Genomic DNA, 26,869 nt, shown 5'->3' on the forward strand with positions numbered 1-26,869 from the left:
GCTCCCACAAGATTTCAGCCAGAACGCAAGATTTGCATACTCCACAAAACCTGTAGGAGCGAGTCTGCTCGCGAAAGCGGTGGTTCAGGCGATGAAGATATTGGCTGGACCGACCCCTTCGCGAGCAAGCCAGCTCCCACAAGAGTCCAGCCAGAACGCAAGATTTGCATACTCCACAAAACCTGTGGGAGCGAGCCTGCTCGCGAAAGCGGTGGTTCAGTCGATGAAGATGTTGGCTGTGCCGACGCCTTCGCGAGCAAGCCAGCTCCCACAAGATTTCAGCCAGAACGCAAGATTTGCATACTCCACAAAACCTGTGGGAGCGGGCTTGCTCGCGAAAGCGGTGGTTCAGGCGATGAAGATGTTGGCTGTGCCGACGCCTTCGCGAGCAAGCCCGCTCCCACAGGGGGCGTGCGACGGCTTACAAGTTCGTAACAACCCGCATTGTCAGGCTGATCTAGACTCGACACCGCTCAATCACGAGCAGTACCCGGAGTGCGCCATGGAAGTGCCCAACAATAAAACCGCCATCGACAGCAATCGACAGGCGTGGAACGACTCTGCTCGCCATCACCGTGAGTCGGTGGAATGGCAAGCGCTGTTGAACGACGTGTCACGGGCAGATTTCTCCTGCCTCGACGACACCTTGCGCGGCCTGCTGGAACAGGTCGGTGTGGACGGTAAAGCGGTGATTCAACTGGGTTGCAACAACGGCCGCGAAAGCCTGTCGATGTTTGCTCTCGGCGCGCGAGCGGTGGTCGGGGTCGATCAGTCGAGTGCCTTCCTCGAACAGGCCCGCGAGTTGAATCAGCGCTCGCCGTACGACGCCGAATTTATCGAAGCCGATGTCCATCATCTGCCGGCCTCGCTGCACAGCCGCTTTGACGTGGCGCTGATCACCATCGGCGTCCTCAACTGGATGCCCGATATCGGCGAGTTCTTCCGCCATGTCGCCTCGACCCTCAAGCCGGGCGGCAAACTGGTGATCTACGAAACCCATCCGTTTCTGGAAATGGTCGACCCCGACGGCGAAGACCCGTACCGCCTCGCCACTTCTTACTTCCGCGCCGAGCCGTTCGTGCAGCAAGCGCCGATCGTCTACGTCGGCAAGGTCGAGCAGCAGGCGGCCAAGTCCTACTGGTTCGTGCACACCCTCGGCGCGATCTTCAGCGGCGCCATCGCGGCCGGGCTGAACATCGCGCATTTCAAGGAATACCCGCATTCGAACCGGGAAGAGGTGTATGACCAGTACCTGAATCAGCCAGCGCAGATGCCGCTGTGCTTCTCTCTGGTCGCGAGCAAGGCCTGAAGCTTTCCATCGCTCCAGCCGGCCTCATCGCGAGCAGGCTCGCTCCCACAGGGATTTGTGTACGACACCGCTCCAATGTGGGAGCGAGCCTGCTCGCGATGGCGGCCGAATGGCCGCCATCGCTTTACGATTGATTCAAGCCTGCGCCGCTGCACTCACCCCCGGCCGCTCCGGTTTGCGCAGCGGTTCCAGCCGAGAGCCGTCATAGCGGCTTTCGCGGTAGAAGCGCCAGCGGCCGAACAGGCCGTAGACGTGGGTGATGCGCCCCTGTTCGTGGTAGCCCATGCGGATGTGCAGTTTCATTGCCGGGATGTTGCGGGTTTCGCAGGTGTCCACGACGGTGTGGCAGCCTTGGGCGGCCATGGCTTCCCAGAGGGCGACCTGCACGTCCACCGACAGACTGGTGCCGAAATACGGCCGGGCCATCTCGCCGCCGAACTCGAAGAATTCACCGGGTTTGACCGGGAACCAGCAGCCGTAATAGTGACGGTCGTGGTAGTCGCGAATACTGCCCCAGATGAACGCCACCGCATGACCATCGGCATCCAGGTACATGTGTCCGGTGTGGCCCTCGGCAGCGAGTTCGGCCATGGTTTCGACGCGGTCTCCGAAATGCTTGGCGAAGGCTGCGGTGTTCAACGGCGTGATATCGACTTTGCGCAAACCTTCGTACGGACGCAGTTTGTGCGGCGGCACCGGGGTCACCAGATCGCGTTCCATCCACAGCAGTTCCCAGTGGAAGAACACGTAGCGCTTCCACAGACTGGCGAAGAAATGGCGAAAGCCTCTTTGACGGATACGATCACGCAGTTTTCCGATGACGTTCATGTTGCCCTCCGTGGCCGAGGCCCGGTCTGGTGGATGTTGCTGTTGTGGGGATGAATCAATCGAGTGCCGCCGCACCCCGTAAAAAGTCCTTGTTCAGATCGGCATAGGACACCCGTGGCACACCCGTCAGCCGCTGCTCCAGCACGCGGCTCAGGGACTCTGCGGGGTTGAGGTAGGCATCACCGAAATCGCTCCCGAGCTGATTGGGGTGCGCGACGATTTCCAGCACGCCGTCGGTCGGCGCAGGGTCGTTACGCAAGTCCACTGGCGTACAGACGTAGTCCGCCGTGGCACCGGCCAGACTCTGCAAGCGCCAGTTGAGCAAACCTTTGAACACGCGTTTGGGCAGGCTGAGGTTTTGCCCCAGGTTGCGCGCCAGGCGAATCGGCACGCCTTGGTGGGCGGCAAACCGCGCGACGATCTCGCCGATCGGCCAGATGTTGTGTACGTGCTGATGCGAGTCGATGTGGCTCGGGCGCACGCCATGCTCGACACAGCGCTGCCACTGCGCCTGCAACTCTTCGCGCACCGCGTCACGATCTTCACGGTTCAGCCACAGGCTGTGACGCGGCAAGTTGAGGTCGAACACGCCGTGGCCGTCGCAGAAGGTGCGACTGCGCAGGATCGACGCACTCAGCGGCCGGCCGTATGTCAGGTTGAAATGCAACCCGACCCGCCCCTGCAGCGACGCGTGCCGGGCCATGGCGCAGGCCGCTTCGAATGCGGGCATGTTGGCCATGGCCGTGGCACTGCTGATGACCCCGGCCTGAAACGCCGCGAAGATCACCGCGTTTTCATTCGGGCTGAGACCGAAGTCGTCAGCGTTGACTATGACTTGGCGAGGCATGATCGCCCTCCGTGGTGATGACGACAGGTTCTGGCGCCATGGCGGGTTTGGCCGCACGCCGCGCCCGCCATTGCTGCACCGTCGGTTTCAGGCGATGCCAGAGGCGCAACCCCAGCCCCAGCAGCAGTCCGCTGGGGCGCCAGGAATAGAAGCTCCAGCGCCAGTGGTCGATTTGTCCGGTCAGGCGTTCGTGCAGTTGGTGGCTGGAGTTTTCCAGGCTGACCCGCGAGGCATCGATCCAGCGCCAGTGCTCGTCCAGCCCCCAGCGAATCCATTCCTCCAGCAGCACCCGGCCGCTGCCCAGATCGGCGTATGGCGGCAGGAACGCGAGGTTGTAATCGTACAATCGGCCTTGTTCGAGCAGGCCGAGGCGATAGCTGATGCAACGCCCGTTGAGTTCCAGCGTTACCACGCGCACCAGGCCTTGGGCGGCGAGGGCGGTGAAGGCATTTTCGATGCATTGCCGGCTGCGCTCGCTGGCAAAAATCCCCACGCCTTCGTCACCTTTCCAGCTCACCGCTTCGACTTCGCCGAGTATCTTCAGCAGCGGTGGCATGCTCAACGCGTCGGGGGTGATCCGCCGCACCTCGGCGCCACACGCGGCAATCCGTTTGCGCGCGCGGCGCAGCTTGTAGCGCGGGTCACCGGAGACTTCCTGCTGATCGGCCTCGCTGATCAGGTGCACCGGCACTCGGCAACTCAAACGTCGCTCGCCGGTGGAGCTGGCGGCCATCCATTGAGTGAGCGCGCTTTCTTCCCCCGCCGGCTCGGACAATTCATTGAGTTGAAGAAGCGCGTGGGGCAGCCGTTGGCGGATCAGCCGCAAGGCCTTGCGCATGTCGTTGCCATCGAGCAGCGACAGCAGCACCAGGCGGTCGGCCAGTGGATAGCCCAGATGATGCAGGACCCGCAACGGCACCCCGGCAAAGCGCTCATGACCCGCCACCAGGGGCAGGCACAGGCGCAATTCATCCGCTTCCCAAGCCAGCAGAATGTGCAACCGTTCTCCCTCGCCGAGGGTCAACTGCGCCGCACGCAACCAGCCGAGGTTGTTGAATGGCGTGTGGTCCGTCACCCGCAGGCGCAGCGCTTCATACGCTGCTGCCGGGAAGTCGGCGGCGCACAGCGAGGTGCGCCATTCGAATCGCGCCGTCATGGGCTCAGGCCGCCGTTGCTTGGACAGGTGGACGGGATGGTTTGCGCAATGCATCGAGGCGCGAGCCGCTGTAACGGCTTTCGCGGTAGAAATGCCAGCGACCGAACAGGGTATAGACGTTCATGATCCGCCCTTGCTCGGTGTAACCCATGCGCAGGTGCAGTTTGAGCGCCGGGACGTTGTGGAACTCGCAGACGTCCACGACCTTGTCGCAGCCCTGTTGCGCCATGGCTTTCCACAGCTCCAGTTGCAGGTCCACCGAGAGTTCGGTGCCCCAGTAGGCGCGGGTCAGTTCGCCGCCGAATTCGAAGAACTCGCCGGTTTTTACCGGGAACATGCAGCCGTAGTAGTGCCGGTCGAAATAGTCCCGCGCGCTGCCCCAGATGAACGCCACGGCATCGCCCTGATCGTCCAGGTGCATGTGCCCGGTGTGCCCTTCGTTGGCCAGCTCGGCCATGGTCGCGACGCGGTCGCCGAAATAGCGGGAGAATGCGCTGGCGTTGTCGGCGCTGATCTTCACCACCCGCAGCGGCGCATAGGGTTTGAGGCTGTGCGGCGGCACCGGGCTGACCAGGTCGCGCTCCATCCACAGCAGTTCCTGATGGAAAAACACGTAGTGCTTCCACGCTTTGCCAAGGGTGGCGCGCAGGCCTTTTTGTTTGATGTGCTGGCTGAGTTTGCTGACGATACCCATGTTCTGTACTCCGGCGTTCCGGCAGACAAACTCTGTGGCAAGCCCCTTTGCCACAGAATCGGTGTTTGCCTGACGTTGCTCATGACTGATCGGGATTGGGTTCATGACGCGCTCCAGCTCAGCGCAAACAGGGTTTCCCCTGGCAAGTCGAAACTGACGCGTCCGTCGCGGCAGGCAAATGGCGCGTCGCGGCTGCGGTTATCCGCACCGAAATAACGCAACGCACCGTTGTTCAGCGGGCACTTGGCGCCGCTCAGGTCGACACGCTGCAACCGCGTGCCTTTGTTCACGCCGAGCAGGCCGCGCTGGTCGTCACCGGCCATCGCCAGCACATCGACTTCAAACGCATCGTTTTCCAGCCACAACACCTGATGCAGCCAGTGCTGTGCGATGAACTGCTGGGCCAGACCGACCGGTTTCAGCGCGAAGCGATCGTCGCCCGACACCCGTATCATGCCCTTGGGGTACTGCGGCTCGTCGGCGGCCTGAAACCAGTTGAGCATGCTCAGCAAACCGTCCTGCGAGGCGTTGATCACCACCGAGGCCCACCACAGCGAGGCGTAGTGGGTTTCCTGATCGTAGGGGCTGAGGCTGGAGCCGCTGGACAGATTGGTCTGGTCCAGCAGCAAGGCCTTGCGCGGCTGGCCGTGGGCGTCGAGGCCGACCAGTTCGGCGGCGCGGCGCACGCTGTCGCGGTAGACGCGGGTGGCGAGCAGGTCGCGGATCATCCATTCGTGCCACGCCAGCGCGTCAACCTGATCGGCCGATTCGCTCAGCAGGCGCCGCGCCCAGTCGATGCCGCGCTTGTCTGCCGCGTTGTCGGCGAACGGCCCGTTGACCAGCCGCGAACTGGCCGGCATGGCGATGCGCACGCCGGCCCTGGCGTTTGCCGGATCGCTGCGCACTTGCCTGGCCATGCTGGTGAAAATAGCCCGGTATTGCTCGAAGCTCGAATAGTTGAGGTTCGGCTCGTCGGCGAAACCAATGTAGTGGGTGCCTTTACCGCCCAATGCCCGGGTAGCGGCAAGCCAGGCATCGAGGCCGTTGTTGCTTTGCACGTCGGCGCGCAAGTCGGCCTGGCGCTGACTGCCGGCGAGCAGGGTGATGTCCTGTCGGATGCCGAAGCGATCCTGATAAACCTTGCGGAACGCGTCTTCGAAATGCGGGTTCTTCGCCGTGACATCGACAAAGCTGTAGTAACTGGCCGCCGTCGGTTTCAGTGCATCCAGCGCGGCATGGCTGGCGGAGGGCGGCAGCACGTAGGGCAGGGCGATGCCCAGGTCCGGCGTGCGCCCGAGCACTTTGTCGTGCAGGGTCAAACGGGTCTGCCCGGCGTCCTCGCGCAGGGGTTGCAGTTGCTGCGGGTTCTGCGCGAACCGGTTGGCCGTGCCGTCGAGCCAGAACGCCGCTTTGCCGCTGCCTTGCAGGCGCAGGCGCCAGACCTGTTCGCGTTCGCTGACCGGCAACGCCACTTGGTCGAACTGCCAATAGGCGCGATAGGGTTTGAGTGTCAGCGTCAGGGGTTGGTCATCGCCAACCCGCTGCGCCTGCAGGGCGTTGACCCCGCCGTGAAACTTGCCGGCCAACACCGCGTGTTCCCCCGGCGCGACCTTGAAATACAACTCGTCGCCCTGCTGTGTCTGGGCGCTGAAATGCACCTTGGCCGGCTCGAACAGAGCCACGGTGTGGTCATCGTGTTCGACGCGGTAATTGCGGAAGCTGTAGCCGGGGATTTCCAGGCGATAACTGGCGGCCCCCGGCAGCAGCGGCCAGCGTTGCGTGCCACGGGTTTCGCTGGCCTTGATCACGCGCTCGCCCTGCAATTTGCCCTGGCCATCGAGCAGGTACAGGTGCTCTTCGTTGGCGTCGGCCTGCCACGCGGGCGTCCAGCGCACGGTCACGGTGTCCGGGCGATCGGTTTGCAGGTACAGGCTGCCGTCGCGGATCTCGCCCCAGCGCATCGACGCGGCAAAGGCGTCCAGCGACAGGCCGAGACCGAGCAGCAGGAGCAGGCGTTTCATGCGGCCTTCCGTTGCAACATCTGCCACATTGGCGCGACATCGCTGGGCAGGATGATCAGGGTTTGCCAGAACGCCACACCGCTCAAACGGCAGTACAACACCAGCATCGCAACTGTCACCGCCAGATAGGCAATCGACGAAGCCGCTGCCGCGCCGACGATGCCGTAGGCCGGAATCAACACCAGGTTCAGCGCCAGATTGAGCAGGGCACCCAGGCCCATCAACAGCGACACCGTGCCGGGACGGTTTTTCCCCAGCAGATCCAGACGCAGGATGCTTGCATAGCACAGCCCGAGCAGCCCCGGCAGCAACGCGAGCAGCGCCGGATACGCCGGTTGGTAGGCGATGCCGAACAGGGTGACGATCAGCCAGTTGCCGATCAACGCCATGCAAAGGCACGCGCCGAGCATCACCGTGGCCGTCAGGCGCAGCGCCAGCGGGGTGACCTTGTCCATGCCTTCATCCTGTTGCAGCAGGCGTTTCATCAGCGGCGTGGTCACCGCTTCCGGAACGATCAGCAGCAGTTCGGCGGCGGCGCTGGCCATCGCGTAATGACCGAGCGCGGTGCTGCCGAGCAGGGCGCCGATGAACAGGTAATCCGAACGCAGAATCACTTGCTGGAACAGCAGGTCCGGATGGCTGCGGGCACTGTAGCGCAGCAGTTCGTTCTGGCTGGCGCGGTCCCATTGCAGGCGCAGTGGTTGTGCGCGTTTGAGCCAGACCCAACCGGCCAGCACCACCAGGCTGATCCCGGCCAGCCAACTGATCAGTGCCGCTTCCAGTGCGGCGCTTTTCCACATCCAGAACAGCGCAAGAAACAGCAACAGCGGTGCCAGCGATTCGGTCAGGCGCAAGGCGTTGAAGGCGACCACGCCGCCGGACGCATTGTGCAGGGTCAGCAGGCCGCTTTTCAGTACAGTCAGCGGCACCGCCAGCAGCAACAGCCAGGCCAGCAGCCCGAGTTGCACGGTCACATCCAGCTCGCTACCGAATTCGCGCACCAGCGCCACCACCAGCAAGGTCAGCAGCGCGGCGAGCAGACACCCGAACACCAGCACCTGACTCAGCAGCAGGCCCATCGGCCGTTGTTTGGCCGCCTGATAGCCGACGGCTGAATTCAGCCCGCCGCTGGTCGCGGCGCTGATCAAGTCCGGCAGGGTGCTGAGCAGCGCGAACAGCCCGCGTTCGCTGGGGCCGAGGATCCGCGCCAACAGCACGTTGCGCAGCAAACGCAGGGCGATCATCGCCAGTTTGGTGCCCATGCTCAGCGCCAAATGCTTGAGGTAGTGGCTGCGGCTCATGGCCGGTTTCCACGAAAGATGCGCCACGACAGCAGCTCCGGATTGCGCGCGGTGCGCTGGCTGACGCCGAAACGCGGCAGGTTCAACGGATCGCCTTCGCCGCGATAGATACCGGTGGCGGTACCCAGGGCGAACGGGTAGTCGTGTTCGGCTATCTGCTTGCGTACCCGTTCGTCGTTGTTGCCGTTGGGGTAGCAGTAGACCGGCAGCGGCCGATTGCAGCCATTGTTCAAGGCATCACGGCTGCGGCTGATTTCCTCGTTCAGACGCACGTCGTCCAGCCCGGTGAGGATCGCGTGACTGGCGCCGTGCGGGCCGAAACGCACCAGCCCCGAGGCTTCCAGCGCCCGCACCTGATGCCAGTCCAGCGCTTGCGGCTGCGCTTCGGGCGGGCATTCGTCGGTCAGCCGTTCGAGCATCGCCGGCTCCAGATCTTTGAGGCTTTGCAGGTAATGCAGCAGCGACAGGCTGCGCCGGTCGACATCAATGTCGTCCACCAGTACCGGCAGCGGGTGGTGGATCACGTGCAGGCACTCGATCAAGTGCATGCGCGCTTTCTCGCCATGGCTGCCCCACAAGGTTTCGCCAAGACTTTCCCACCAGAAACGCTGGCGGCTGCCGACGAAATCGGTGGAGAGAAAAATGCTCGCCGGCACCTGATGTTTTTGCAGCAACGGGAAGGCGTTGACCGCGTTGTCGCGCCAGCCGTCGTCGAAGGTCAGCGCTACCCGTGGGCGTTCGCTGCGCAGTGAGGTGGGTGCAAGGATGTCCATCAGCGGCACGCAGTCGAAATGCCGACGCAGCCACACCAGCAAGTGCTCGAAGGCTTTTGGCCCGACGCACAGTTCATTGCGGTGCGGCAGGTCGGCGGCGCGGTCATTGGCCAGCACCCGGTGCAACATCAGGATCACCCCGGCACCGTGCAACTGATTTCGTCCCACGGGGGAGTTGAGGTAAAGCCAGCCACTGGTGCGTTTTATTAGTTGTTTGATCGCCATGGCTTGAGTCCTCTCAACGGTTTTGTTCAGGGTTCCACTGGGCGTAACGGTGGCCGCGCAGGAACTGCCACAGGCCGATGCTCATGCCTGCCAGTGTCACCAGCAGGAAGGCCGCAAGGCGGAACGGTTTGGGTAACCGGTGTTGTGAATCCAGCAGTCCGGCAATCGCCACGGCGTAGCCGAACAGCTGCGCGATCAGGGCCAGCCGATAGAAACCGTGGTCGTCCCACAGCCAGAAGTTGCTCAGCAGCAACGGCAGCAGCAGGATCGGCGCCAGGCGGCGGATCAGCTTGTGGCTGATCAGCGCAATCGAATACAGGCCATGCTTGAGTGGGTTGAGCAGCTCACTGCGCTGGGCGAGGCTTTGCAGGCCACCGACGGTCACGCGTTGACGGCGGCGGAACTGTTTGTCCGCTTCGTCGACTCCGTGGTCGATCACTTGCGCCTCGGGCACATACACAATGCGCTTGAAGGCGACCGGTGCGCAGGTACTCAGAAAGAAATCGTCGTTGACCTCCGCCGGCACGCTCTGGAACAACTCGCGGCGCAGGGCGAGCAGGGCGCCGTCGGCCGAGACCATGCAACCGGTGCGATTCTCGACCCGGCGCAGCCAGCCTTCGTAATGCCGGTACAGGCTGTCGCCGACGCTCAAGCCGGTGCCGGTCACCGGAATCACCATGTGTCCGGCACAGGCGCCGACGCCGGGATCGCCCAGTGGCGCCAGCAGGTAGCCGAGGGTTTCGCGCGACCATTGATTGTCGGCGTCGGTGAACACCAGAATGTCGCCGGTGGCCAGTGCCACGCCGGCGTTCAGCGTCGCCGCCTTGCCCTGACGTGGCAGGTCGAGCACGGTGATCCGCGAATCAATCACCTTGCGCGCGCAGGCCACGGTGTCGTCGGTGGAGCCGTCGCTGGCGAGAATGATCTGCAACGTGGCCGGCTGATAATCCTGCGCCAGCAGTGTGCGCAACTTGTGCTCGATGTGCCGCGCCTCGTTGTGCGCAGCGATCACGATGCTGATGTTCAGCGGCGGCGCCGGGGCATGGCGCCAGGCCGGGAACAACGGCGCCAGCAGGCTCAGCAGCAGCGGGTAGCCCAGATAGGCGTACACCGGCAGCAGCAGGCACATCCAGAAAATGAATTCAGCCACGGGCAGGCCTCCTGGCGTTCCAATGACACAGATTGAGAATGAATGCCGCACCCGCGAGATGCAGGCGCACCCAGTGCAGGCCCCACAGTTGCAGGGTCAGGCTCAGATCGTGATGGCGTGAACTCTGACGAATGCTCAGCACCAGCGCCGGTATCGTCGTCAACAGCACCATGACTGCTGCGTGATGCGGGAAACCGTTGAGCAGCGCAGAAATGGCCAGCAAGTCGAGCAGCCATGCGCCGAGCGAGAGCATCGGAAACCGCAGCAGGCGCAGGCTGAAACCGTGGGTGCGCAGCAGTTGCAAATGACTGCCCTGACGCCACATCTCCTTGCCCATCCACTCGCGCCAGTTCATTTCGTAGCCCCAGTGCAGGGCCACGTTGCTGTTCACCGCCAGCAGCCGCGCGCCTTGTTCACTCAGGCGCAGGGTGAACTCCTTGTCTTCGCCGGTGCGCAGGTGTTCGTTGAAGCCGCCGACCTTGTCGAACCAGCGCCGCCGCATCAGCAGGTTGGAGCTGGGCAGCCAGTCCACCGTGTGCGACGCCTGGCTCGACGGCCGCAGCGTGCGCCGTTGCCAGGCGGTGGCGTACCACGGCGCGGCGGCGGGGGTATGCAGGTCAAGGCCGAACACGTCGGCCTGAGCACCGGATTCCAGTTCGAACAATGGCTTGAGCCAGTCTTCGGGCATCTCGACGTCGGCATCGATGAACGCGATCCACTGGCCGCTCGCCAGCAGTACGCCGCGATTGCGCAAGGCGCCGATCAACAAGCCCGGCAGCACCAGCACTTGCGCGCCGAACTGGCGGGCGATGTGCGGCCCGTCGTCGCTGGAACCGTTGTCGACCACAATCAACTCGCACTCGATGTTGGCGGCATGTGCGGCTTTTTGCGCGGCCAACAGCGTGCGGCCGATGTGCCGGGCCTCGTTGTACATCGGGATGATGATGCTGATCCGATTCATGCGCGGGCCTCGGTCAGGGGTGCTTGTTCGGCTTTGAGGCGCAGGACGCTGGTCAGCGCGAGCATGATCCACACGTATTTCTGGTTGGGTGCGCTGAGGAACATCAAGAACAGGGTCAGCGACAGGAAACTCACGCCCAGGTGGGTCATCAGGTCTGCCTGCTGCCAGTCGCGCCGTTGCAGCCACGCGGCGCGTGCGCGGATCAGGTTGTACAGGCCCAGGCCGAGCATGCCGACGAACAGCAGGCCGGCAGGAATCCCCAGTTCGCTGAAGATTTCCAGGTAGGTGTTGTGGGCACGGCGGTACAGGTCACCAATCTTGCGGTTGGCGGAAAACGCCTTGGCGTAACCGGTGGTTGCGTAGTGCAGCGGGAAGGTGCCGGGGCCGGAGCCGAGCAGCGGGTTCTCGCGGATCATCTGCCCGCCGACCACGATGTACGAAGCACGGCGACCGAGGGATTCGTCGTCGTGGCCCTTGGCCCCGGCGCTGAGCACGCTCAGGGATTGAATGCGTGCGATGTAACCGGCAGGCATTGCGTAGATCGCCAGCGGTATCACGATGGCCGCACCCAGCATGGCAAAACCCAGGTGCCGTGGGCGGATCCGGGTCAGTTGGGCGCGGTAGTGCCAGCAGCCGATCAACAGACTCAAGGCCACCACCACCAGCCCGGAGCGCGACTCGGTCTTGGTCATGCCGCCGAGCAGCAACAGGCAGCAGGCGCCCCAGAACAAACGATGCAACAGATTCGGGCCGCGAATCACCAGCAGCAGCCCCAGCGGAATGGCGAAAGCGATCAGCAGCGCGAAGGCGTTGGGGTCTTCGAGCAGCCCGGCAGCGCGGCCCTGATCCTGAAATCTGGTCGAGAACATGGCCATGGCGCAGGTGGCGCTGACGCTCAGGGTCACCAGTCTGGCGAACAGATCGAGGTTCAGTTCGCGGCCGATCAGCAGGGTGATGACAAACAGGATCAGCCCGACGCTCAGTTCACGTAGATGCCCCAGCGACATGCCCATGTCATCGGTGTTGAGCAGGCTGAGGAAATACAGAACCAGAAACCACGCCAGAAAACGCCAGAGGTTGCTGCGCAGGCGTTCGCCGGGAATCTGGTGCATGGCCAGTTGCAGCATCAGGATCACCGCCAGTGACGCGCCGATCAGTTTGCTTCCGGACAGCGTGCTGTCCTTGAAGAAACCTTCGAATGGTACCAGCGCGGCAATGCCCAGCAGGCCCCAGGTTGGCTTGCGGTACAACACCGAGAAACCCACCAGCCCCAACACTGCGCCTGGCGCCAGAAACGGATAAGGGCTGGCGAGCAGACCGATGCACACCAGGCCGAGCAGAGTGACGATCGAGAGCGGGAAAATCATGCGCGTGCCTCCCGTGCCGTGCGGATGTACAGCTGCGACCAGCGTTCGGCCAGGGCCTTGAGGTCGTAGCGATCCTGTTGTGTACGCTTTGCGTTGTCGCACAATTGCCGGGCCAGGTCTGGCTCGTTCAGCAGATTGTCGAGCTGACGGGCGAGGGCGCTGCTGTCGGCGGGGGGCGCCAGCAGGCCGTTGTGCCGGTGCTCGAGCACATCGGGAATACCGCCGACAGCGAACGCCACCACCGGCACGCCGGCCTGCATCGCTTCGAGCAGAATCATTGGTGTGCCTTCGGTGCGCGAGCTGATCACCAGCGCATCCAGTTGCTGCCACCACGCTTGCATGGCGGTCTGGTAACCGGGCAGGCGTATGCGTGGTGACAGTCCGGCGGCGTCGATCCGTGCCTGCAGGGCTTCGCGTTCCGGGCCATCGCCGAGCATCACCGCATCCAGCTGCGGATGCTGGTGACACAGCGGAATCAGAGCATCGAGAAACAGATCCGGGCCTTTTTCGCTGCTCAAGCGCCCGACGTAACCGGCCAGCCAGCGCTGGCGGTCAACGTTGCAAACCAGCGCGGCGGCGGCCGGCAAGCCGTTGGGGATCACCTGCAGCTTTGCCGCCTGCACGCTGGCCTGACGATGCAGCACGGCAATACTCTCGGCCACGCACACCACCCGATCCACTGACGCAGTGCGGCACAGCTGCAGACTCAGCCAGGTGTAGAACTTCTGTTTGCGGCTGCGCGGGGTGAAGCCGTGCTGGGTAATGACCAGCGGCAAACGCAACAGCGTCGCCCCGACCCAGCCGAACAACAGCCCCTTGAAGTTGTGGGTGTTGATCAGTGGCTGCTCGCTGCGCCGGGCGCGCAGATGGCGCAACAATTCGCCGAGCCCGGCACAACCACGACAGTCCACCCCGGCCTCGCGAAAGCGCGCGATCAACGCCGGCGGTGCATCGAGAAACAGCACCTGGTGCTGCCCCGGTGTCGCCAGGCAGTGATCGAGCAACATCCGCTCGGCCCCATAGAAGCCACCGCTGCTGAGCAAATGAATGATCGGCAGCGCGGCGTTCGGGGTGGACAGCGTGTTCAATTGCGCACCCAGTGCACGAAGCTTGGCACGGTCCAGTTCTTGTGCGGATTGCGTGGCAGCACGTTCTCGTCGTTGATCACCAGCAACACGGGCAGGCCCAGTTCGTGGGTGATTTGCGCAGGGTGTTTGAAACGGTGATCGAAGAACTCACGCACATAGACCAGGGCAATCGCCAGCAGCAGCCCGGTGAACAGCCCGAACGGGATGATCAGCAACGGTTTGGGGAAGGCCGGCTCTGTCGGTTCAAACGGCGGGCTGAGGACCTTGGCGTTCGACAGGTCGTTGTTGAGCGAACCGGCGGTGCTGCTTTCGGCAAAGCGCTGTGCGTAGGTCGAGAACGCCGTGTGCAGCGCGTCGATTTCGGTGTCCATCTGCCGCAGCTTGCTCTGGGTCTGCTGCAGGGTATGGATGCGGTTCTTGAAGTCGGCGATGCGTGCGGTTTTCTGGTCGATCACCTGTTGCACCACGGCCAGGTCGTTGGTGCGTTCCTGAATGCGGTTGCTCACCACTTTGAGGAACTGCTGACGGGTGCGGGCAATCTGCTCGCGAGTCAGCAGCATCGGCTCGCTGCCGGGCTGGAACACCGCGAGGTCATTCATGTAGCGGCTGACCTGGGTGGTCAGTTGTTCGCCCAACTGTTTGACTTCCCGGTCCTCGAACGCCACGTTGTCGACAGTGGTGGTGAAGGTGTAGGGGAAGGTGTAGTCGTTGAGCTTGTTGGTGCTGGCAGCGGCCAGTGCGGTTTTCAGGTATTCGAGCCAGCGCTGGCTCTGCAACAGACGATCCTGGTACAGGTTCAGGGCTTGCTCTTCGGTGTTGATCGCGTTCAGGCGGAAGGTGATTTCTTCCTTCGGATCGGACGAACCGACACTTTCCAGCAACGCCTGGCGATTGCCTTCCAGCCCATCAAGGCGCACCTGATACAGGTGTTTCTTGGTTTCGTAGAAGGATTGCGGCAGGTCGATCGATTGCAACGCCTGACGGCTGACCAGATAGTTTTGCAGCAGGGAGGCGACAAACGTCGTGCCCTGGTGCGGATCCGGGAAGCTGTAAATGATCGAGATCACGTTGGAGCCGGGCAAGGTCTCGATCTTCAGGCTGTCGAGGGCCTGTTGGGTGAGGCCGTCGAGCACGGTGTCACGCACCGGATCGGTTTGCAGCCCGAGCAGGTTACGCAGCGGATTGATCACGTACTGGCGTAGCGGCGAGGAGACGTAGCGCCGGAACGGGTCGCTCACCAGTTTGGCGAACACGCCCACCGGTGGGTTGTACTCGCCCTTGTCGCGCAGCTCGCTGATGGTCTGGCGGATCAGCGCCGGCGACCGCAGGATGTTGCTTTCGGTTTCCATGTCCGCCAGTGACGGCGGAATGAAGGTGGCGTTATCGACCGTCAGTGACGTGGTGGCGTCACCCTGGGAAAGTTTTTTCGACTGCACGATCACCTGGGCGGTGATATCGAAGCTCTGTTTGAGCACCAGCGGCAGTACCAACGCGATGACTGCAAAGATCAGGAAGACCCGTTTCACCAATTGCTTGTTGGCGAAGAAGATCCTGAAGAACTCATGCAGGTAGTTTTCCTTTGGATTCATGATCGTTCACCTGAGAGTCAGTTACTGCTGCTGCTTTTGTTGTCGACGCGGTAGCCGAAGCTGAAGCCCACGCCCTGGAACAACACCACGTCTGCCAGTTGCCGAGCCAGATCGCCGGCACTCGCCAGTTTGGTTTTCGGCACGAACAGCATGTCGTCCGGTTGCAGGTAGGCGATCTGCGACGCGTCGCCCGCCAGGGCTTTTTCCACGTCGTAGTGCACGGCCTGCACCTGATTGCCGTTGCGGCGCATGATCACCACCGAATCCAGACGCGCCTTGACGTTGGTGCCACGGGCCAGGGTCAACGCTTCAAGCACCGAGACCGGGCGGCGGATCGGGTAGGAACCGGGTTGACCGACTTCGCCGAGTACGTAGATCTCGTTGCCGGCGGTGGACTTGAGCATCACATCGACGCTCATCTTCCCGGGCAACTGCGCGTATTTCTGGTTGAGGAAGGTTTCCAGTTGGTTGATGGTCATGCCTTGCAGCGGCACCGCGCCGATTTCCGGGAAACTCGCATAACCGTCGTTGCCCACAGTGATCTCACGGCTCATGCCGGTGGCTGGGTGATTCAGCGCGCTTTTGAGGTTCTGTTCATTGGTCAGCGGGCTGATGACCTGCACTGTCAGCTGATTGCGATTGGGCTGGAACAGTTGCTTGCGCTGATAGGCGCGCTGGATTTCTTCGCGCGCCTCGTCGCCGGTCAGCCCGGCGATTTTCACCGAGGTGTTGGCGCCGGGCAGGTTGATGGTGCCGTCGGGCAACACCAGTTGGTTGCCGTTGAGCTGGCTGGCCGCGGTGAAGTTCAGGCCGATCTGGTCACCCGACTGCACGCGGTAGGCGTCCGAACCGCTGGTGCTGATGTGGAAGATCACATCCAGTACATCTTGCGGGCGCAGGGTCTGTTCGACCTTGGGCATGTCGGTCGCCTGGGCATTGGCCGGCGTGGCGGTGAGGATATTCACCGGCATGTTCTGGGTTTCGGGAGTGCTGGAGCAGCCTGCAAGCGGCAGCATCAGCAGAACAAGTATCTTGGCGTTCATGGCGTCATCCTTCGCGTTTGCTTACAGGTTTTTGTAAAGCCACTTGGGCATGTAGTACTTGCGCCGGTTGAACACGCTGCCGACCACTTTTGCCCCGGCCTGGGTCAGGCGTTGCACAGCGGCTTGGGCGACTTCCCAGCGGGTGTCTTCAGCACGGACCACGAACACCACGCCGTCGACCTGGGTCCCGAGCACCAGCGTGTCGGCGGCGGAGTACACCGCGTCACCGTCGATCACCACAAAGCGGTACTGGCTGCCCAATTGGTCGAGCAACGGGCTCAGGCGCTCGGCGGTCAGGTGCTCCATGGTGCGGATCGGCCGGCCGTTGGGCAGGATGTGAAACGGCAAGCTCGACACCTGCACCACACAGTCCTGCAACAGCGGCGGGCTGTCCGGGTTGAACAACAGGTCGCGCAGGCCGCGCTCCTTGCTCAGGTTCAGTTGTTGCGTGAGGTTGCTGGCCGACTGGCTGGCATCGACCAGCAGCACCTGGCCGCTGCTCATCTGCGCCAGTTGGCTGGCCAGTGCCAGGGCACTGGTGGTGGTGCCCGCGCCGGGGTTGGCGGCGGTCAGAAACAGGATCCGCAGATCCAGATCCAGCACGGTCGAGATCAGGTTCGATTCGCTGGGGTTGGCAATGCTCAGGCTTTTGTTGGTTGAACCGTCCATTAGCTTGCTCCGTGGCCGCTGAATACTTTGAAGGGGGTTTTCAACAGGATCTTCAGATCAAGCAAAAGGCTTTGCTCGGCGATGTAACTGAGGTCCAACTCAACGCGCTGGTCGAAGTCGATGTTGCTGCGCCCGGAGATCTGCCACAGGCCGGTCATGCCGGGGTAGATGCTCAGGCGGGCGAGGTGGTTGTCCTTGTAGCGGTAGGCGTTGAACGAAGTCGGCCGTGGGCCGACCAGGCGCATGTCACCACTGACCACGTTGATCAGATTGGGCAGTTCGTCGAGGCTGGTGCGCCGCAGGAAACCGCCGATCCCGGTGATGCGTGGGTCCTTGTCGATCTTGAAATCGATGGCGTCGGCTCCGTGCTTGTTGAGGTGGCGCAGCGATTCCTTCAGCTCTTCGGCGTTGCAGACCATGGTGCGGAACTTGTACATGCCGAATTTGCGGCCGCGATAGCCGGTGCGTTTTTGCACGAAGATCACCGGCCCCGGGCTGGTGAGCTTGATGGCCAGCGCCAGGCCCAGCAGCAGCGGTGAAAACACCACCAGAATCACCAGCGCCCCGACGCAGGCCATCACACGGTTGGTGCGTGACAGCGTCCATGGCCGGCCACCGTCGCGGCCGGTCAACCAGCCACGGCCCTGCATGTGGATGGCGGTATCGAGGCGCATTCGGTGCTCGGGGTCCATGCGCTTGTCGCGGCGCATCTGATTGATCGGTACACCTTGCTCATGTCCAGTCATGGGGTCCTCCGCTGATGTTCAGCCGCGAGCGGCGCGTGGGCGATAGACAGTGGGGTAGTAGTCGCGAAACCAGGCGATGAAACGCCCCAGTCCTTCATCCAGCTCGATCCGGGGCTGGAACCCGGTGGCCTGGGCCAGATCATCGGTCTCGGCACAGGTGTTGAGCACATCGCCCGGTTGCAGGGGCAAGAGCTCGACAATGGCTTTCTGGCCGAGGTGTTTTTCCATCAGCGCCAGATAGGTTTTCAGCTCCACCGGGTGGTGGCCGCCGATGTTGAACAGGCACCACGGCGCCATGCTGCTGCCCGCGTCGGGGTGTTCGCGGTCCCACTCCGGGTGGTTATGCGGCGGGTGGTCGGTGAGACGGGCGATGCTTTCGACGATGTCGTCGATGTAAGTGAAATCGCGCTGGTGCTCGCCGTAGTTGAACAGCTTCAGCGGCGTGCCTTCGGTGATCGCCCGGGCGAACTGGATCGGCGACATGTCCGGCCGGCCCCAAGGGCCGTACACGGTAAAGAAACGCAGGCCGGTGCTGGGAATCCCGAACAGATGGCTGTAACTGTGGGCCATCAGCTCGTTGGCTTTTTTGGTGGCGGCGTACAGCGACAGCGGGTGATTGACGCCGTCGTGCACCGAATACGGGATGTGCTGGTTGGCGCCGTACACCGAACTCGACGAGGCGTAGATCAAATGCTCGACCGGGTGATGCCGGCAGCCTTCTAGGATGTTCAAAAAGCCGCAAAGGTTGCTGTCCAGATAGGCTTTCGGGTTTTCCAGCGAGTAGCGCACCCCGGCCTGCGCCGCGAGGTGAATCACCACTTGCGGTTGCTCGCGGACAAACAGTGCTTCAATCGCGGCGGCATCGGCCAGATCAATCCGCGCCAACGGGAAATGCCCGACCTGATCGCGCACCCATTGCACGCGATCATGTTTGAGCTGCGGGTCGTAGTAGCCGTTGAAGTTGTCCAGGCCGACCACCGCATGCCCGTCGCGCATCAGCCGCAACACACAATGGGCGCCAATGAAGCCGGCTGCGCCGGTGACCAGGATTTTCATGGGCGCAGTCCTTCCGGAGCGATATGGCGCAGGCCGATGCCGCTGTAATGCAAGCCGGCGGCGGCCACGTGTTCCGGGTTGTAGAGGTTGCGACCGTCGACAATCACCTTCGAGCGCAGCTTGCTCGCCAGCAGCTCGAAATCGACCACGCGAAAGTTCTTCCACTCGGTGCAGATCACCAGCGCATCGGCATCTTCCAGGGTGTCATCGCGAGTGGCGCACAGGTGCAGATCGTCGCGATAGCCGTACAGTCGCCGGCACTCGGACATGGCTTCCGGATCGTAGGCCTGCACGCTGGCGCCTTCGGCCCACAATGCGTCCATCAGGTAGCGGCTGGGGGCTTCGCGCATGTCATCGGTATTGGGTTTGAATGCCAGGCCCCAGATCGCGATCGACTTGCCGGCCAGGCCTTGCGGAAACTGTGCCTGGAGTTTGCTGAACAGGATGTGCCGCTGGCTGTCATTGACGTCGGTGACGCTGCGCAGCAGTTTCAGTGGCATGCCGTTGTGTTCGGCGGTGTGCAGCAGGGCGCGCAGATCCTTGGGGAAGCACGAACCGCCAAAGCCGCAACCGGGATAGATGAAGTGGTAGCCGATGCGTGGGTCGGAGCCGATGCCTTTGCGCACGGCTTCGATGTCGGCGCCCAGCAGTTCGGTGAGGTTGGCCAGTTCGTTCATGAAGCTGATACGCGTGGCGAGCATCGCGTTGGCGGCGTACTTGGTCAGCTCGGCGCTGCGGTTGTCCATGAACATCAGTTTTTCGTGGTTGCGGCAGAACGGCGCGTACAGCTCGCTCATCTGTTCGCGGGCCGCGTCGTCACGGGTGCCGACGATGATCCGGTCCGGGCGCATGCAGTCGGCGAGGGCGCTGCCTTCCTTGAGAAACTCGGGGTTGGACACCACCCGTACCTTGAGGCTGCTGCGACCACGGCGCTGCAACTCTTCGTTGGCCTTGGCGGCCACCTGGTCCGCCGTGCCGACCGGCACCGTGGACTTGATGATCAGGGTGCGATCGGCCTCCATGTGCGAGGCGATCTGCCGGGCGACGTTGAGCACGTGGGTCAGGTCGGCAGAGCCGTCCTCATCGGCCGGTGTGCCCACGGCGATAAAAATCAGCTCGGCATGCGCCACCGCGTCACTGGCCTGGGTACTGAACAGCAAGCGGCCGGCCTTGATGTTTTCCTCCAACGCTGCGGATAAACCCGGCTCGCTAATAGGCGGAACAGCCTGTTGCAGTTGTTTAATCTTGTTCGGGTCAATGTCCACACATAAAACCCGATGTCCGACATCGGCAAGTGCGGCTGCTTGTATAAGGCCAACATAGCCCGTACCAAATACGCTCACGTCCATATTGGCGTGCCTCGTAAGACGGTGGAGGAAGATCGAAAGTGAACTGTCAAAAGGGGTATAGCGCAGGAAGGGAAAAGCGTGTCAGCAAAATGACATGTTGCATGTGTATAACACCGGGCTTTTTTCAGGCTATTGGCCATCAAGTGCTTGCTATTGCTGGATTTGTCCCGTTCTTGACGCTTTTTTCACAATTCAAAGAAAGCGATAAACGGTCGAAAGCCCTGAAATTAAAGACTTGTAGCCGCTGGAGTGTGTCAGGATTGAGTCAACATTTTTTTGACGCTTCATGAAAAAGTCAGGCTTTTCTTGCGCTTTGATGGCCGAATGCTAGTGTCAGATTTTGACCGACAAACTATTGACCCAATGCCGTTTCGAACCACCGGAATTGCCATGTTTCGATATTTGAAAGAACTGCTTTTAATTATTTATCTGCTGCTTTATTCCGAATATTACATTGATCGGTTAACGGCTATCGGTGTCGGTTTTGCTGTACTTCTTTTTGGTGCGATGTTTTTGGCGCTCACTTTAGCGTTATATCTAACGGCTTATATTCGTCAGGCACTGATTCGTCATTTATTCGCAATAACGCTGTTCGTTTCGGCGGTATTCTTTGATGTCTATACCCGGGTTACCGCTGATTATCTGAGCTACAGCAGTTTTGTCTCGCTGGTGTACTCCGGCGGCTTCATCCAGGAAGCCGCCTACCAGTATCGCGACGCGATCATGCATGGCGCGCTCAGTGGTTTGCTGCTGCTGTTTGGCGTCGGGCTCAAGCCGCGGCATGCGTTGGCGGTGCCCAATGCATGGCGAGTGGCGGCGCCTGTGTGCGGGGTCTTGCTGCTGAGCACGGTGTTGTTCCTGCGGGCGGGCGAGGGCGCGCGCGGCTTGCCGATCATGTACACGCCGCTGGCCTATCTGAACCTGTTTGCCTATGAAGCGCTGCACAACACCGTCGGCCCGCGTGAGCCGGTGACGCTGGCGCGCAGCACTGCGGCGGTCAATCACGACATCGTGCTGATCATCGACGAAAGCATCTCCGGCAATTACCTGGACATCAACGCGCCGTTCGGGGTGCACAGCAACCTCAAGCAGGCGCATCCAGGTGTCGGCATCTTCAATTACGGTTACGCCGCGTCCATCGCCAACTGCAGCGCCGACACCAACGTCACCCTGCGCTACGGCGGCACCCGCGCCGATTACATGCGGATCAACAGCACGCTGCCGTCGATCTGGCAGTACGCGAAAAAGGCCGGGTTGCGCACCGTCTATATTGACGCCCAGCGCACCGGCGGCAATCTGCAGAACCTGATGACCGACACCGAGAAAAAGGACATCGACGAGTTCGTCCAGTTTGACCAGACCAGCGTGCGTGATCGCGACATGGCCGCCGCTGCGAAGCTGATCGAGCTGCTCAACGACGACCAGCCGGAGCTGGTGGTGATCAACAAGGTCGGCGCGCATTTTCCGGTGCACGACAAATACCCCGACGCATTCATGGCCTATCGGCCGACGCTGCCTCGCGGGCAGTTCACCGAAGTGGCCGACACCGGCAAGCGCGACGGTTTCAACGGCCAGCCGGACGATTGGGTGTTGTACCGCAACGCCTACAAAAACACGGTGCTGTGGAATGTCGGCGAGTTTTTTGCCCGGGTGTTTGCCCAGGCCAATCTGAACAATGCGCTGCTGATCTACACCTCGGATCATGGCCAGGATCTGCACGAGCGCGGCAACCCCGGGCTCAATACTCACTGCGGTGGTGATCCGGTGGAGGAAGAGGGGCTGGTGCCGCTGGTGGTGATTCAGGGCGATCAGTTGCACGGCCCGGACTGGGCGCAATCGTTACCGGTGAACAAGGACCGTTCCAGCCACTACAACATTTTCCCGACCTTGCTGCAGTTGATGGGCTACGACCTGGCGGGGATCGAAGCGCTGTATGGCAAGCCGTTGACCCAGCCGACGGCGGACGACTTCACCTTCAATTACCGCTTCAATGCGCGGTTGGGGGCCAAGCCTGAGTGGAAGCACATTGATCTGAAGACCATTGTCACGCCGGGGGAGGCGGCGACCAGTGTGGCGGCCGGGGAGTGAGATTTGTGTTGGGCCAACTGGTCTCTTCGCGAGCAAGCCCGCTCCCACAGTGTTCTATGGTGAACCCAGTCTTTGTGAACAACCGCAATCCCTGTGGGAGCTTGCCTGCAAGCGGTGATGCCCGATCAAACGCCACTGATCTGATCAGGCCGCTATCCGCTATCCTTGGCCCACACTGACCCAGCGGATGGCGGCATGCTTCAGGTTCAAGGCGTTTTCAAAAGTTACCTCACTCCCCAAGGCCCGTTACCGGTGCTGCAAGGCATCGACCTGACGCTCGAACCCGGCAGCAGCCTGGCGCTGATGGGCGAATCCGGCAGTGGCAAAAGCACTTTGCTGCACCTGATCGCCGGCCTCGACAAGGTCGACCGCGGCAGCATCCGTAGCGGCGAGCATCGGCTGGAGAGCATGAATGAAGCGCAACTGGCCGACTGGCGCCGGACCGAAATCGGTCTGGTGTTCCAGCAGTTCAACCTGATCGGCAGCCTGCGGGTCGAGGACAATCTGGCGTTTCAGGCGCGCCTGGCCGGGCGCCATGAGCCGCGTTGGCTGGCGCATCTGGTGCAGCGTCTGGGGCTGGGCGAATTGCTCAAGCGTTATCCCGAGCAGTTGTCGGGTGGTCAGCAGCAGCGGGTCGCGCTGGCCCGGGCCTTGGCGTCACGGCCGAAATTGCTGTTGGCCGACGAGCCGACCGGCAGCCTCGACGAAGCCACCAGCGATGAAGTGCTGCGCCTGTTGCTGGAACTGCTCGACGACACCCCGACCACACTGCTGATGGTCACGCACAGCCCGCGCGTTGCGGCGCGGCTGGCGCAGCGGGTGGTGTTGTCCAACGGCCGGCTGACGTGAACGTTTTCTGGCAAACCCTGCGCGCGCTGCTCAGCCATTGGCGGCGGCATCCGGTGCAGTTCTTCAGTGTGTTGACCGGGCTGTGGCTGGCCACCAGTCTGCTGACCGGCGTCGAGGCGCTGAACAGTCAGGCCCGCGACAGTTACGCCCGGGCCAGCCAGATGATCGGAGGCGAACCGCAGGCCAGCCTCGGCACAGCCAATGGCGCGACGTTTGCGCAGCAGTGGTTCATCGATCTGCGCCGCGCAGGCTGGCCGGTCTCGCCGCTGCTGCAGGGGCGACTGGTCTTGAAGGATCACGACAACCAGCGCCTGCAACTGATGGGGATCGAACCGGTGTCGCTGCCGACCGATTCCGCGGTGGCCGGGCAGGCGATGCCGATCGAACGCATCGTCGAGTTCTTCTCGCCACCGGGCAGTACGTGGATTTCACCCGAGACATTGCAAGCGCTGGACCTCGCCGAAGGCGCCACGCCGCAGGCCGTCAACGGCCAGACGCTGCCGCCGCTGCATGCGCAAAAGGACATGGCACCGGGTGTGTTGCTGGTGGACATCGGCGTTGCGCAAACCCTGCTCGAACAACCCGGGCAACTGTCGCGGCTGTTACTGCCCAAGGATTTTCATGCCGAACTGCCGGCCGCGCTCAAAGGGCAGTTGCAACTGAAAAGCAGTGCCGAGGAAAACAATCTGGCGCGCCTGACCGAGAGCTTTCATCTGAATCTCGATGCGTTGGGATTTCTCTCGTTCGTGGTCGGGTTGTTCATCGTTCACGCGGCCATTGGCCTGGCGCTGGAGCAGCGTCGAGGGTTATTGCGCACCTTGCGCGCCTGCGGGGTCAGTGCGCGGTTGCTGATCGCCAGTCTGATCGTCGAACTGGGTGTGCTGGCCCTGGTGGGCGGAGTGTTCGGGGTGATCAGCGGTTACTGGCTGGCGAGTGTGTTGCTGCCGGATGTCGCCGCCAGCCTGCGTGGTTTGTACGGCGCGGAAGTGGCGGGGCAGTTGCGCCTGAGTCCGTGGTGGTGGTTCAGCGGTGTCGGCTTGAGCCTGTTCGGCGCGCTGCTGGCCGGCGCCAACAGTCTGTTGCGCGCAGCACGCTTGCCGTTGTTGGCAGTGGCAGATCCGCAGGCCTGGCATCAGCAGCACGCACGCTGGTTGCGGCGCCAGGGTTGGCTGGCGGCGCTATTGGGGGGGGCGGCGCTGATGGCATTGGTGTGGGGCGGCAGCCTCGGCAGCGGTTTTGTGTTGATGGCCGGGCTGTTGCTCGGTGCTGCGCTGGTGTTGCCGGTGCTGCTCAGTGCGGTGCTCAATCAACTGCTCGGGCGCAGTCGCTCGGTGCTCGGTCAGTGGTTTCTCGCCGACTGTCGCCAGCAATTGCCGGCGCTGAGCCTGGCGCTGATGGCGTTGCTGCTGGCGCTGGCCGCCAACATCGGCGCCGGTAGCATGACCGCCGGTTTTCGCCAGACCTTCAACGATTGGCTCGAACAACGCCTGAGCGCCGAGCTTTACATCAACCCGGTGAATCCGGCGCAGTCCCGCGAGCTGTATAGCTGGCTCAAGCAACAGCCGAATGTCAGCGCCGTGCTGCCCAACTGGCAGGTGGCGGTGACCGTGCAAGGCTGGCCGGCGGATGTGTTCGGGGTGATCGATCATGCGCATTATCGACAGCACTGGCCGTTGCTTGACGCGATTGCCGGGGATCCGTGGGCGCATCTGGCGACCGACGATGCGGTCATGCTCAGCGAACAACTGGCGCGACGCCTCAAAGTGCGCGCGGGTGATCATCTGGCGTTGCCGACCCCGGGGGGGGCGTGGTCACCGCGCATCGTCGGGATCTACGCCGACTACGGCAATCCCAAGGGGCACGTGCTGGTCAACAGCAACCATCTGCTGCGTCTGTGGCCGTCACTGACGCCGAACCGTTTCAACTTGCGCATCGCGCCGCCAGACATTCCGCCGTTTTTGACTGCGCTGCAAACGCGCTTCCAGATCGATGACAGCCGCATCGTCGATCAGGCGCGGCTCAAGGGTTGGTCGATGCAAGTGTTCGAGCGCACTTTCGCGGCCACGGCAGCGCTCAACAGCCTGACGCTGGCGGTCGCCGGTGTGGCGCTGTTCATCAGTCTGCTGACCCAGAGCCAGAGCCGCCTCGGACAATTGGCGCCGCTGTGGGCGTTAGGCGTGACGCGCCGCCAGTTGATGCTGCTCAACCTCGGCCAGACCTGGTTGCTGGCGGTGCTGACGCTGGTGCTGGCGCTGCCGCTGGGGATCGCGCTGGCGTGGTGTCTGGATGCGGTAATCAATGTGCAGGCGTTTGGTTGGCGTTTACCGCTGCGGATTTTTCCGCTGCAACTTCTGCAACTGATGGGGTTGGCACTGTTGGCGACGCTGCTCGCCTCAGCCTGGCCGTTGTATTCGTTGTACCGCACGCAACCGGCGGATCTGCTGAGGACGTTTGCCCATGAGGATTAACCTCGTTGCGCTGCTTTTTGCGCTGCTGCTATTGGGCGGCTGCGATCAGCCTGTTTCTGAGCAGAAGGGTTTTGCCGGGCTCGGCGATCAGGCTGCTCAGTTCACTCCCGTAGTGCCGGGGCGGGTGTTCAGCTTCCCGGCGGATCATGGCGCCCACGAAGGTTTTCGTATCGAGTGGTGGTACGTCACCGCCAATCTGAAGGATCAGCAGGGCCATGATTTCGGTGTGCAGTGGACGTTATTTCGCAGCGCCTTGAAACCAACGCCGCAGCCACCGGGCTGGGGCAATCAGACGCTCTGGCTTGGCCATGCGGCGGTGACCTCGGCCACCGCGCACCATGCCGCCGAGCGTTACGCCCGGGGCGGCGTAGGGCAGGCCGGAGTGAACGTGGCACCGTTCGAGGCGTGGATTGATGATTGGCGCTTTGCCAGTCAGGCGCCGGATCCGCTGACGGACCTGCAACTCAGTGCTGCAGACAAAACCTTCAGCTATCAACTGCACCTCACGTCCAGCCGCCCGTTGGTGTTGCAGGGCGACAACGGCTTCAGCCGCAAATCTGAACAGGGCCAGGCTTCGTACTACTACAGTCAGCCGTTTTTTCAGGCCAGCGGCACCCTGCAAATCGACGGGCAGACCTACACCGTCAGCGGCCCGGCCTGGCTCGACCGTGAATGGAGCAGCCAACCGCTGGCGGCCAACCAGACTGGATGGGACTGGTTTTCCCTGCACCTGGACAGCGGTGAATCGCTGATGCTGTTTCGCACCCGGCAAACCGATGGCGCGCCGTATCTGACCGGCACCTGGATCAGCACCGACGGCCAGACCCAAACCCTGACGGGCGAGCAGATCAAACTCACTCCTCAGGACACCGCGAAAGTCGCCGGCCGCACGATGCCGGTGCGCTGGTCGATCAGCATTCCCGACAAACACCTCGACATCAGCCTGTCGGCGTTGAACCCCAACGCCTGGATGAACCTGCGCATTCCCTACTGGGAAGGCCCGGTGCGGATCAGCGGCAGCCATGGCGGACGCGGCTATCTGGAAATGACCGGGTACTGACGGCCATACACAAAACCCTGTGGGAGCGGGCTTGCTCGCGAAGGCGCCCGTAAAGCCCCCACAAAGCAATTGCCCGGAACTCCGCTTCTCCCTGCTCCTTTGCGCGACCCCGTCGAGGACTTCCCCATGAGCGACGACCAGACCTACTGGCAGCAATCCCCCGACGCAGCATCAGAAACCAAAGCCAAGCCCTGAACAGCGTCTATGCTCAGTGGCACATTCGGCGCCGAAC

Annotated in this window: 22 protein-coding genes; 5 read left to right on the top strand and 17 right to left on the bottom strand. The window is 62.4% G+C overall.

Annotated features, from left to right (window positions below; translation table 11 throughout):
• The first annotated feature begins 502 nt into the window (after nucleotides 1-502).
• Nucleotides 503-1,309, top strand: coding sequence for a class I SAM-dependent methyltransferase (locus tag U862_RS0107820; RefSeq protein ID WP_025109872.1), 807 nt, complete (start codon nucleotides 503-505; stop codon nucleotides 1,307-1,309).
• 135 nt (nucleotides 1,310-1,444) lie between these two features.
• Here the strand turns inward: U862_RS0107820 and U862_RS0107825 are convergent, their stop codons facing one another.
• The 17 genes from U862_RS0107825 to U862_RS0107905 all read right to left on the bottom strand — a co-directional run bounded on the left by U862_RS0107825 (nucleotide 1,445) and on the right by U862_RS0107905 (nucleotide 20,172).
• Complete coding sequence (locus U862_RS0107825; RefSeq protein ID WP_025109873.1) at nucleotides 1,445-2,137, bottom strand: GNAT family N-acetyltransferase; 693 nt, start codon at nucleotides 2,135-2,137, stop codon at nucleotides 1,445-1,447.
• A gap of 55 nt (nucleotides 2,138-2,192) precedes the next feature.
• Nucleotides 2,193-2,984, bottom strand: a complete 792-nt coding sequence (locus tag U862_RS0107830) for a ChbG/HpnK family deacetylase (RefSeq protein ID WP_025109874.1) — start codon at nucleotides 2,982-2,984, stop codon at nucleotides 2,193-2,195.
• A complete protein-coding gene (locus U862_RS0107835; RefSeq protein WP_025109875.1) occupies nucleotides 2,956-4,140 on the bottom strand; it encodes a GNAT family N-acetyltransferase in 1,185 nt (394 codons plus the stop codon). Before U862_RS0107835 ends, U862_RS0107830 begins: the two co-directional genes overlap by 29 nt.
• A 4-nt stretch (nucleotides 4,141-4,144) precedes the next feature.
• Nucleotides 4,145-4,834: a GNAT family N-acetyltransferase gene (locus tag U862_RS0107840; protein ID WP_025109876.1), complete on the bottom strand. Its 690-nt coding sequence runs from the start codon at nucleotides 4,832-4,834 to the stop codon at nucleotides 4,145-4,147.
• A gap of 101 nt (nucleotides 4,835-4,935) precedes the next feature.
• Nucleotides 4,936-6,855: a hypothetical protein gene (locus tag U862_RS0107845; RefSeq protein WP_025109877.1), complete on the bottom strand. Its 1,920-nt coding sequence runs from the start codon at nucleotides 6,853-6,855 to the stop codon at nucleotides 4,936-4,938.
• Nucleotides 6,852-8,156 (bottom strand): lipopolysaccharide biosynthesis protein, encoded by a 1,305-nt coding sequence (locus U862_RS0107850; RefSeq protein WP_025109878.1) that lies wholly within the window; start codon nucleotides 8,154-8,156, stop codon nucleotides 6,852-6,854. Before U862_RS0107850 ends, U862_RS0107845 begins: the two co-directional genes overlap by 4 nt.
• Nucleotides 8,153-9,154 carry a polysaccharide deacetylase family protein gene (locus tag U862_RS0107855; RefSeq protein WP_025109879.1) on the bottom strand — a complete coding sequence of 334 codons (1,002 nt, stop codon included), beginning with the start codon at nucleotides 9,152-9,154 and terminating at the stop codon, nucleotides 8,153-8,155. Before U862_RS0107855 ends, U862_RS0107850 begins: the two co-directional genes overlap by 4 nt.
• 13 nt (nucleotides 9,155-9,167) lie before the next feature.
• A complete protein-coding gene (locus U862_RS0107860) occupies nucleotides 9,168-10,304 on the bottom strand; it encodes a glycosyltransferase (protein WP_025109880.1) in 1,137 nt (378 codons plus the stop codon).
• On the bottom strand, nucleotides 10,297-11,265 hold the full coding sequence (locus tag U862_RS0107865) for a glycosyltransferase (RefSeq protein ID WP_025109881.1): 969 nt from the start codon (nucleotides 11,263-11,265) through the stop codon (nucleotides 10,297-10,299). Before U862_RS0107865 ends, U862_RS0107860 begins: the two co-directional genes overlap by 8 nt.
• Nucleotides 11,262-12,632 (bottom strand): O-antigen ligase, encoded by a 1,371-nt coding sequence (locus tag U862_RS0107870; RefSeq protein ID WP_025109882.1) that lies wholly within the window; start codon nucleotides 12,630-12,632, stop codon nucleotides 11,262-11,264. The genes U862_RS0107865 and U862_RS0107870 overlap by 4 nt, the downstream gene beginning before the upstream one ends.
• A complete protein-coding gene (locus U862_RS0107875; RefSeq protein WP_025109883.1) occupies nucleotides 12,629-13,720 on the bottom strand; it encodes a glycosyltransferase family 4 protein in 1,092 nt (363 codons plus the stop codon). Before U862_RS0107875 ends, U862_RS0107870 begins: the two co-directional genes overlap by 4 nt.
• Nucleotides 13,717-15,309 carry a Wzz/FepE/Etk N-terminal domain-containing protein gene (locus tag U862_RS0107880; protein WP_025109884.1) on the bottom strand — a complete coding sequence of 531 codons (1,593 nt, stop codon included), beginning with the start codon at nucleotides 15,307-15,309 and terminating at the stop codon, nucleotides 13,717-13,719. Before U862_RS0107880 ends, U862_RS0107875 begins: the two co-directional genes overlap by 4 nt.
• Nucleotides 15,310-15,326: 17 nt before the next feature.
• On the bottom strand, nucleotides 15,327-16,352 hold the full coding sequence (locus U862_RS0107885; protein WP_025109885.1) for a polysaccharide biosynthesis/export family protein: 1,026 nt from the start codon (nucleotides 16,350-16,352) through the stop codon (nucleotides 15,327-15,329).
• Between the two features lie 21 nt (nucleotides 16,353-16,373).
• A complete protein-coding gene (locus tag U862_RS0107890) occupies nucleotides 16,374-17,021 on the bottom strand; it encodes a CpsD/CapB family tyrosine-protein kinase (protein WP_025109886.1) in 648 nt (215 codons plus the stop codon).
• Nucleotides 17,021-17,767 (bottom strand): sugar transferase, encoded by a 747-nt coding sequence (locus tag U862_RS0107895; RefSeq protein ID WP_025109887.1) that lies wholly within the window; start codon nucleotides 17,765-17,767, stop codon nucleotides 17,021-17,023. Before U862_RS0107895 ends, U862_RS0107890 begins: the two co-directional genes overlap by 1 nt.
• Nucleotides 17,768-17,785: 18 nt before the next feature.
• Complete coding sequence (locus U862_RS0107900) at nucleotides 17,786-18,823, bottom strand: NAD-dependent epimerase (protein WP_025109888.1); 1,038 nt, start codon at nucleotides 18,821-18,823, stop codon at nucleotides 17,786-17,788.
• Nucleotides 18,820-20,172, bottom strand: a complete 1,353-nt coding sequence (locus U862_RS0107905; protein ID WP_025109889.1) for a UDP-glucose/GDP-mannose dehydrogenase family protein — start codon at nucleotides 20,170-20,172, stop codon at nucleotides 18,820-18,822. Before U862_RS0107905 ends, U862_RS0107900 begins: the two co-directional genes overlap by 4 nt.
• A 390-nt stretch (nucleotides 20,173-20,562) precedes the next feature.
• On the opposite strand from U862_RS0107905, the gene U862_RS0107910 reads away from it, so the two are divergent.
• The 4 genes from U862_RS0107910 (at nucleotide 20,563) to U862_RS0107925 (ending at nucleotide 26,637) form a co-directional block, all read left to right on the top strand.
• Nucleotides 20,563-22,260, top strand: coding sequence for a sulfatase-like hydrolase/transferase (locus U862_RS0107910; protein WP_025109890.1), 1,698 nt, complete (start codon nucleotides 20,563-20,565; stop codon nucleotides 22,258-22,260).
• Between the two features lie 195 nt (nucleotides 22,261-22,455).
• Entirely contained in the window at nucleotides 22,456-23,109 is a 654-nt protein-coding gene (locus tag U862_RS0107915) for an ABC transporter ATP-binding protein (protein WP_025109891.1), read from the top strand.
• Nucleotides 23,106-25,577, top strand: coding sequence for an ABC transporter permease (locus tag U862_RS0107920; protein WP_025109892.1), 2,472 nt, complete (start codon nucleotides 23,106-23,108; stop codon nucleotides 25,575-25,577). The genes U862_RS0107915 and U862_RS0107920 overlap by 4 nt, the downstream gene beginning before the upstream one ends.
• Nucleotides 25,567-26,637, top strand: a complete 1,071-nt coding sequence (locus U862_RS0107925; RefSeq protein ID WP_025109893.1) for a lipocalin-like domain-containing protein — start codon at nucleotides 25,567-25,569, stop codon at nucleotides 26,635-26,637. Before U862_RS0107920 ends, U862_RS0107925 begins: the two co-directional genes overlap by 11 nt.
• Nucleotides 26,638-26,869: the final 232 nt, after the last annotated feature.

The sequence above is a fragment of the Pseudomonas sp. H1h genome (assembly GCF_000633255.1).
Classification (GTDB): Bacteria; Pseudomonadota; Gammaproteobacteria; order Pseudomonadales; family Pseudomonadaceae; genus Aquipseudomonas.

Bases quoted from the DNA above. Each gene is read 5' to 3' on its own strand.
- U862_RS0107825 (WP_025109873.1), bottom strand. From the start codon at position 2,137: ATGAACGTCATCGGAAAACTGCGTGATCGTATCCGTCAAAGAGGCTTT.
- U862_RS0107870 (WP_025109882.1), bottom strand. From the start codon at position 12,632: ATGATTTTCCCGCTCTCGATCGTCACTCTGCTCGGCCTGGTGTGCATC.
- U862_RS0107840 (WP_025109876.1), bottom strand. From the start codon at position 4,834: ATGGGTATCGTCAGCAAACTCAGCCAGCACATCAAACAAAAAGGCCTG.
- U862_RS0107910 (WP_025109890.1), top strand. From the start codon at position 20,563: ATGTTTCGATATTTGAAAGAACTGCTTTTAATTATTTATCTGCTGCTT.
- U862_RS0107845 (WP_025109877.1), bottom strand. From the start codon at position 6,855: ATGAAACGCCTGCTCCTGCTGCTCGGTCTCGGCCTGTCGCTGGACGCC.
- U862_RS0107835 (WP_025109875.1), bottom strand. From the start codon at position 4,140: ATGACGGCGCGATTCGAATGGCGCACCTCGCTGTGCGCCGCCGACTTC.
- U862_RS0107830 (WP_025109874.1), bottom strand. From the start codon at position 2,984: ATGCCTCGCCAAGTCATAGTCAACGCTGACGACTTCGGTCTCAGCCCG.
- U862_RS0107915 (WP_025109891.1), top strand. From the start codon at position 22,456: ATGCTTCAGGTTCAAGGCGTTTTCAAAAGTTACCTCACTCCCCAAGGC.
- U862_RS0107820 (WP_025109872.1), top strand. From the start codon at position 503: ATGGAAGTGCCCAACAATAAAACCGCCATCGACAGCAATCGACAGGCG.
- U862_RS0107885 (WP_025109885.1), bottom strand. From the start codon at position 16,352: ATGAACGCCAAGATACTTGTTCTGCTGATGCTGCCGCTTGCAGGCTGC.
- U862_RS0107865 (WP_025109881.1), bottom strand. From the start codon at position 11,265: ATGAATCGGATCAGCATCATCATCCCGATGTACAACGAGGCCCGGCAC.
- U862_RS0107925 (WP_025109893.1), top strand. From the start codon at position 25,567: ATGAGGATTAACCTCGTTGCGCTGCTTTTTGCGCTGCTGCTATTGGGC.
- U862_RS0107900 (WP_025109888.1), bottom strand. From the start codon at position 18,823: ATGAAAATCCTGGTCACCGGCGCAGCCGGCTTCATTGGCGCCCATTGT.
- U862_RS0107895 (WP_025109887.1), bottom strand. From the start codon at position 17,767: ATGACTGGACATGAGCAAGGTGTACCGATCAATCAGATGCGCCGCGAC.
- U862_RS0107890 (WP_025109886.1), bottom strand. From the start codon at position 17,021: ATGGACGGTTCAACCAACAAAAGCCTGAGCATTGCCAACCCCAGCGAA.
- U862_RS0107855 (WP_025109879.1), bottom strand. From the start codon at position 9,154: ATGGCGATCAAACAACTAATAAAACGCACCAGTGGCTGGCTTTACCTC.
- U862_RS0107880 (WP_025109884.1), bottom strand. From the start codon at position 15,309: ATGAATCCAAAGGAAAACTACCTGCATGAGTTCTTCAGGATCTTCTTC.
- U862_RS0107850 (WP_025109878.1), bottom strand. From the start codon at position 8,156: ATGAGCCGCAGCCACTACCTCAAGCATTTGGCGCTGAGCATGGGCACC.
- U862_RS0107905 (WP_025109889.1), bottom strand. From the start codon at position 20,172: ATGGACGTGAGCGTATTTGGTACGGGCTATGTTGGCCTTATACAAGCA.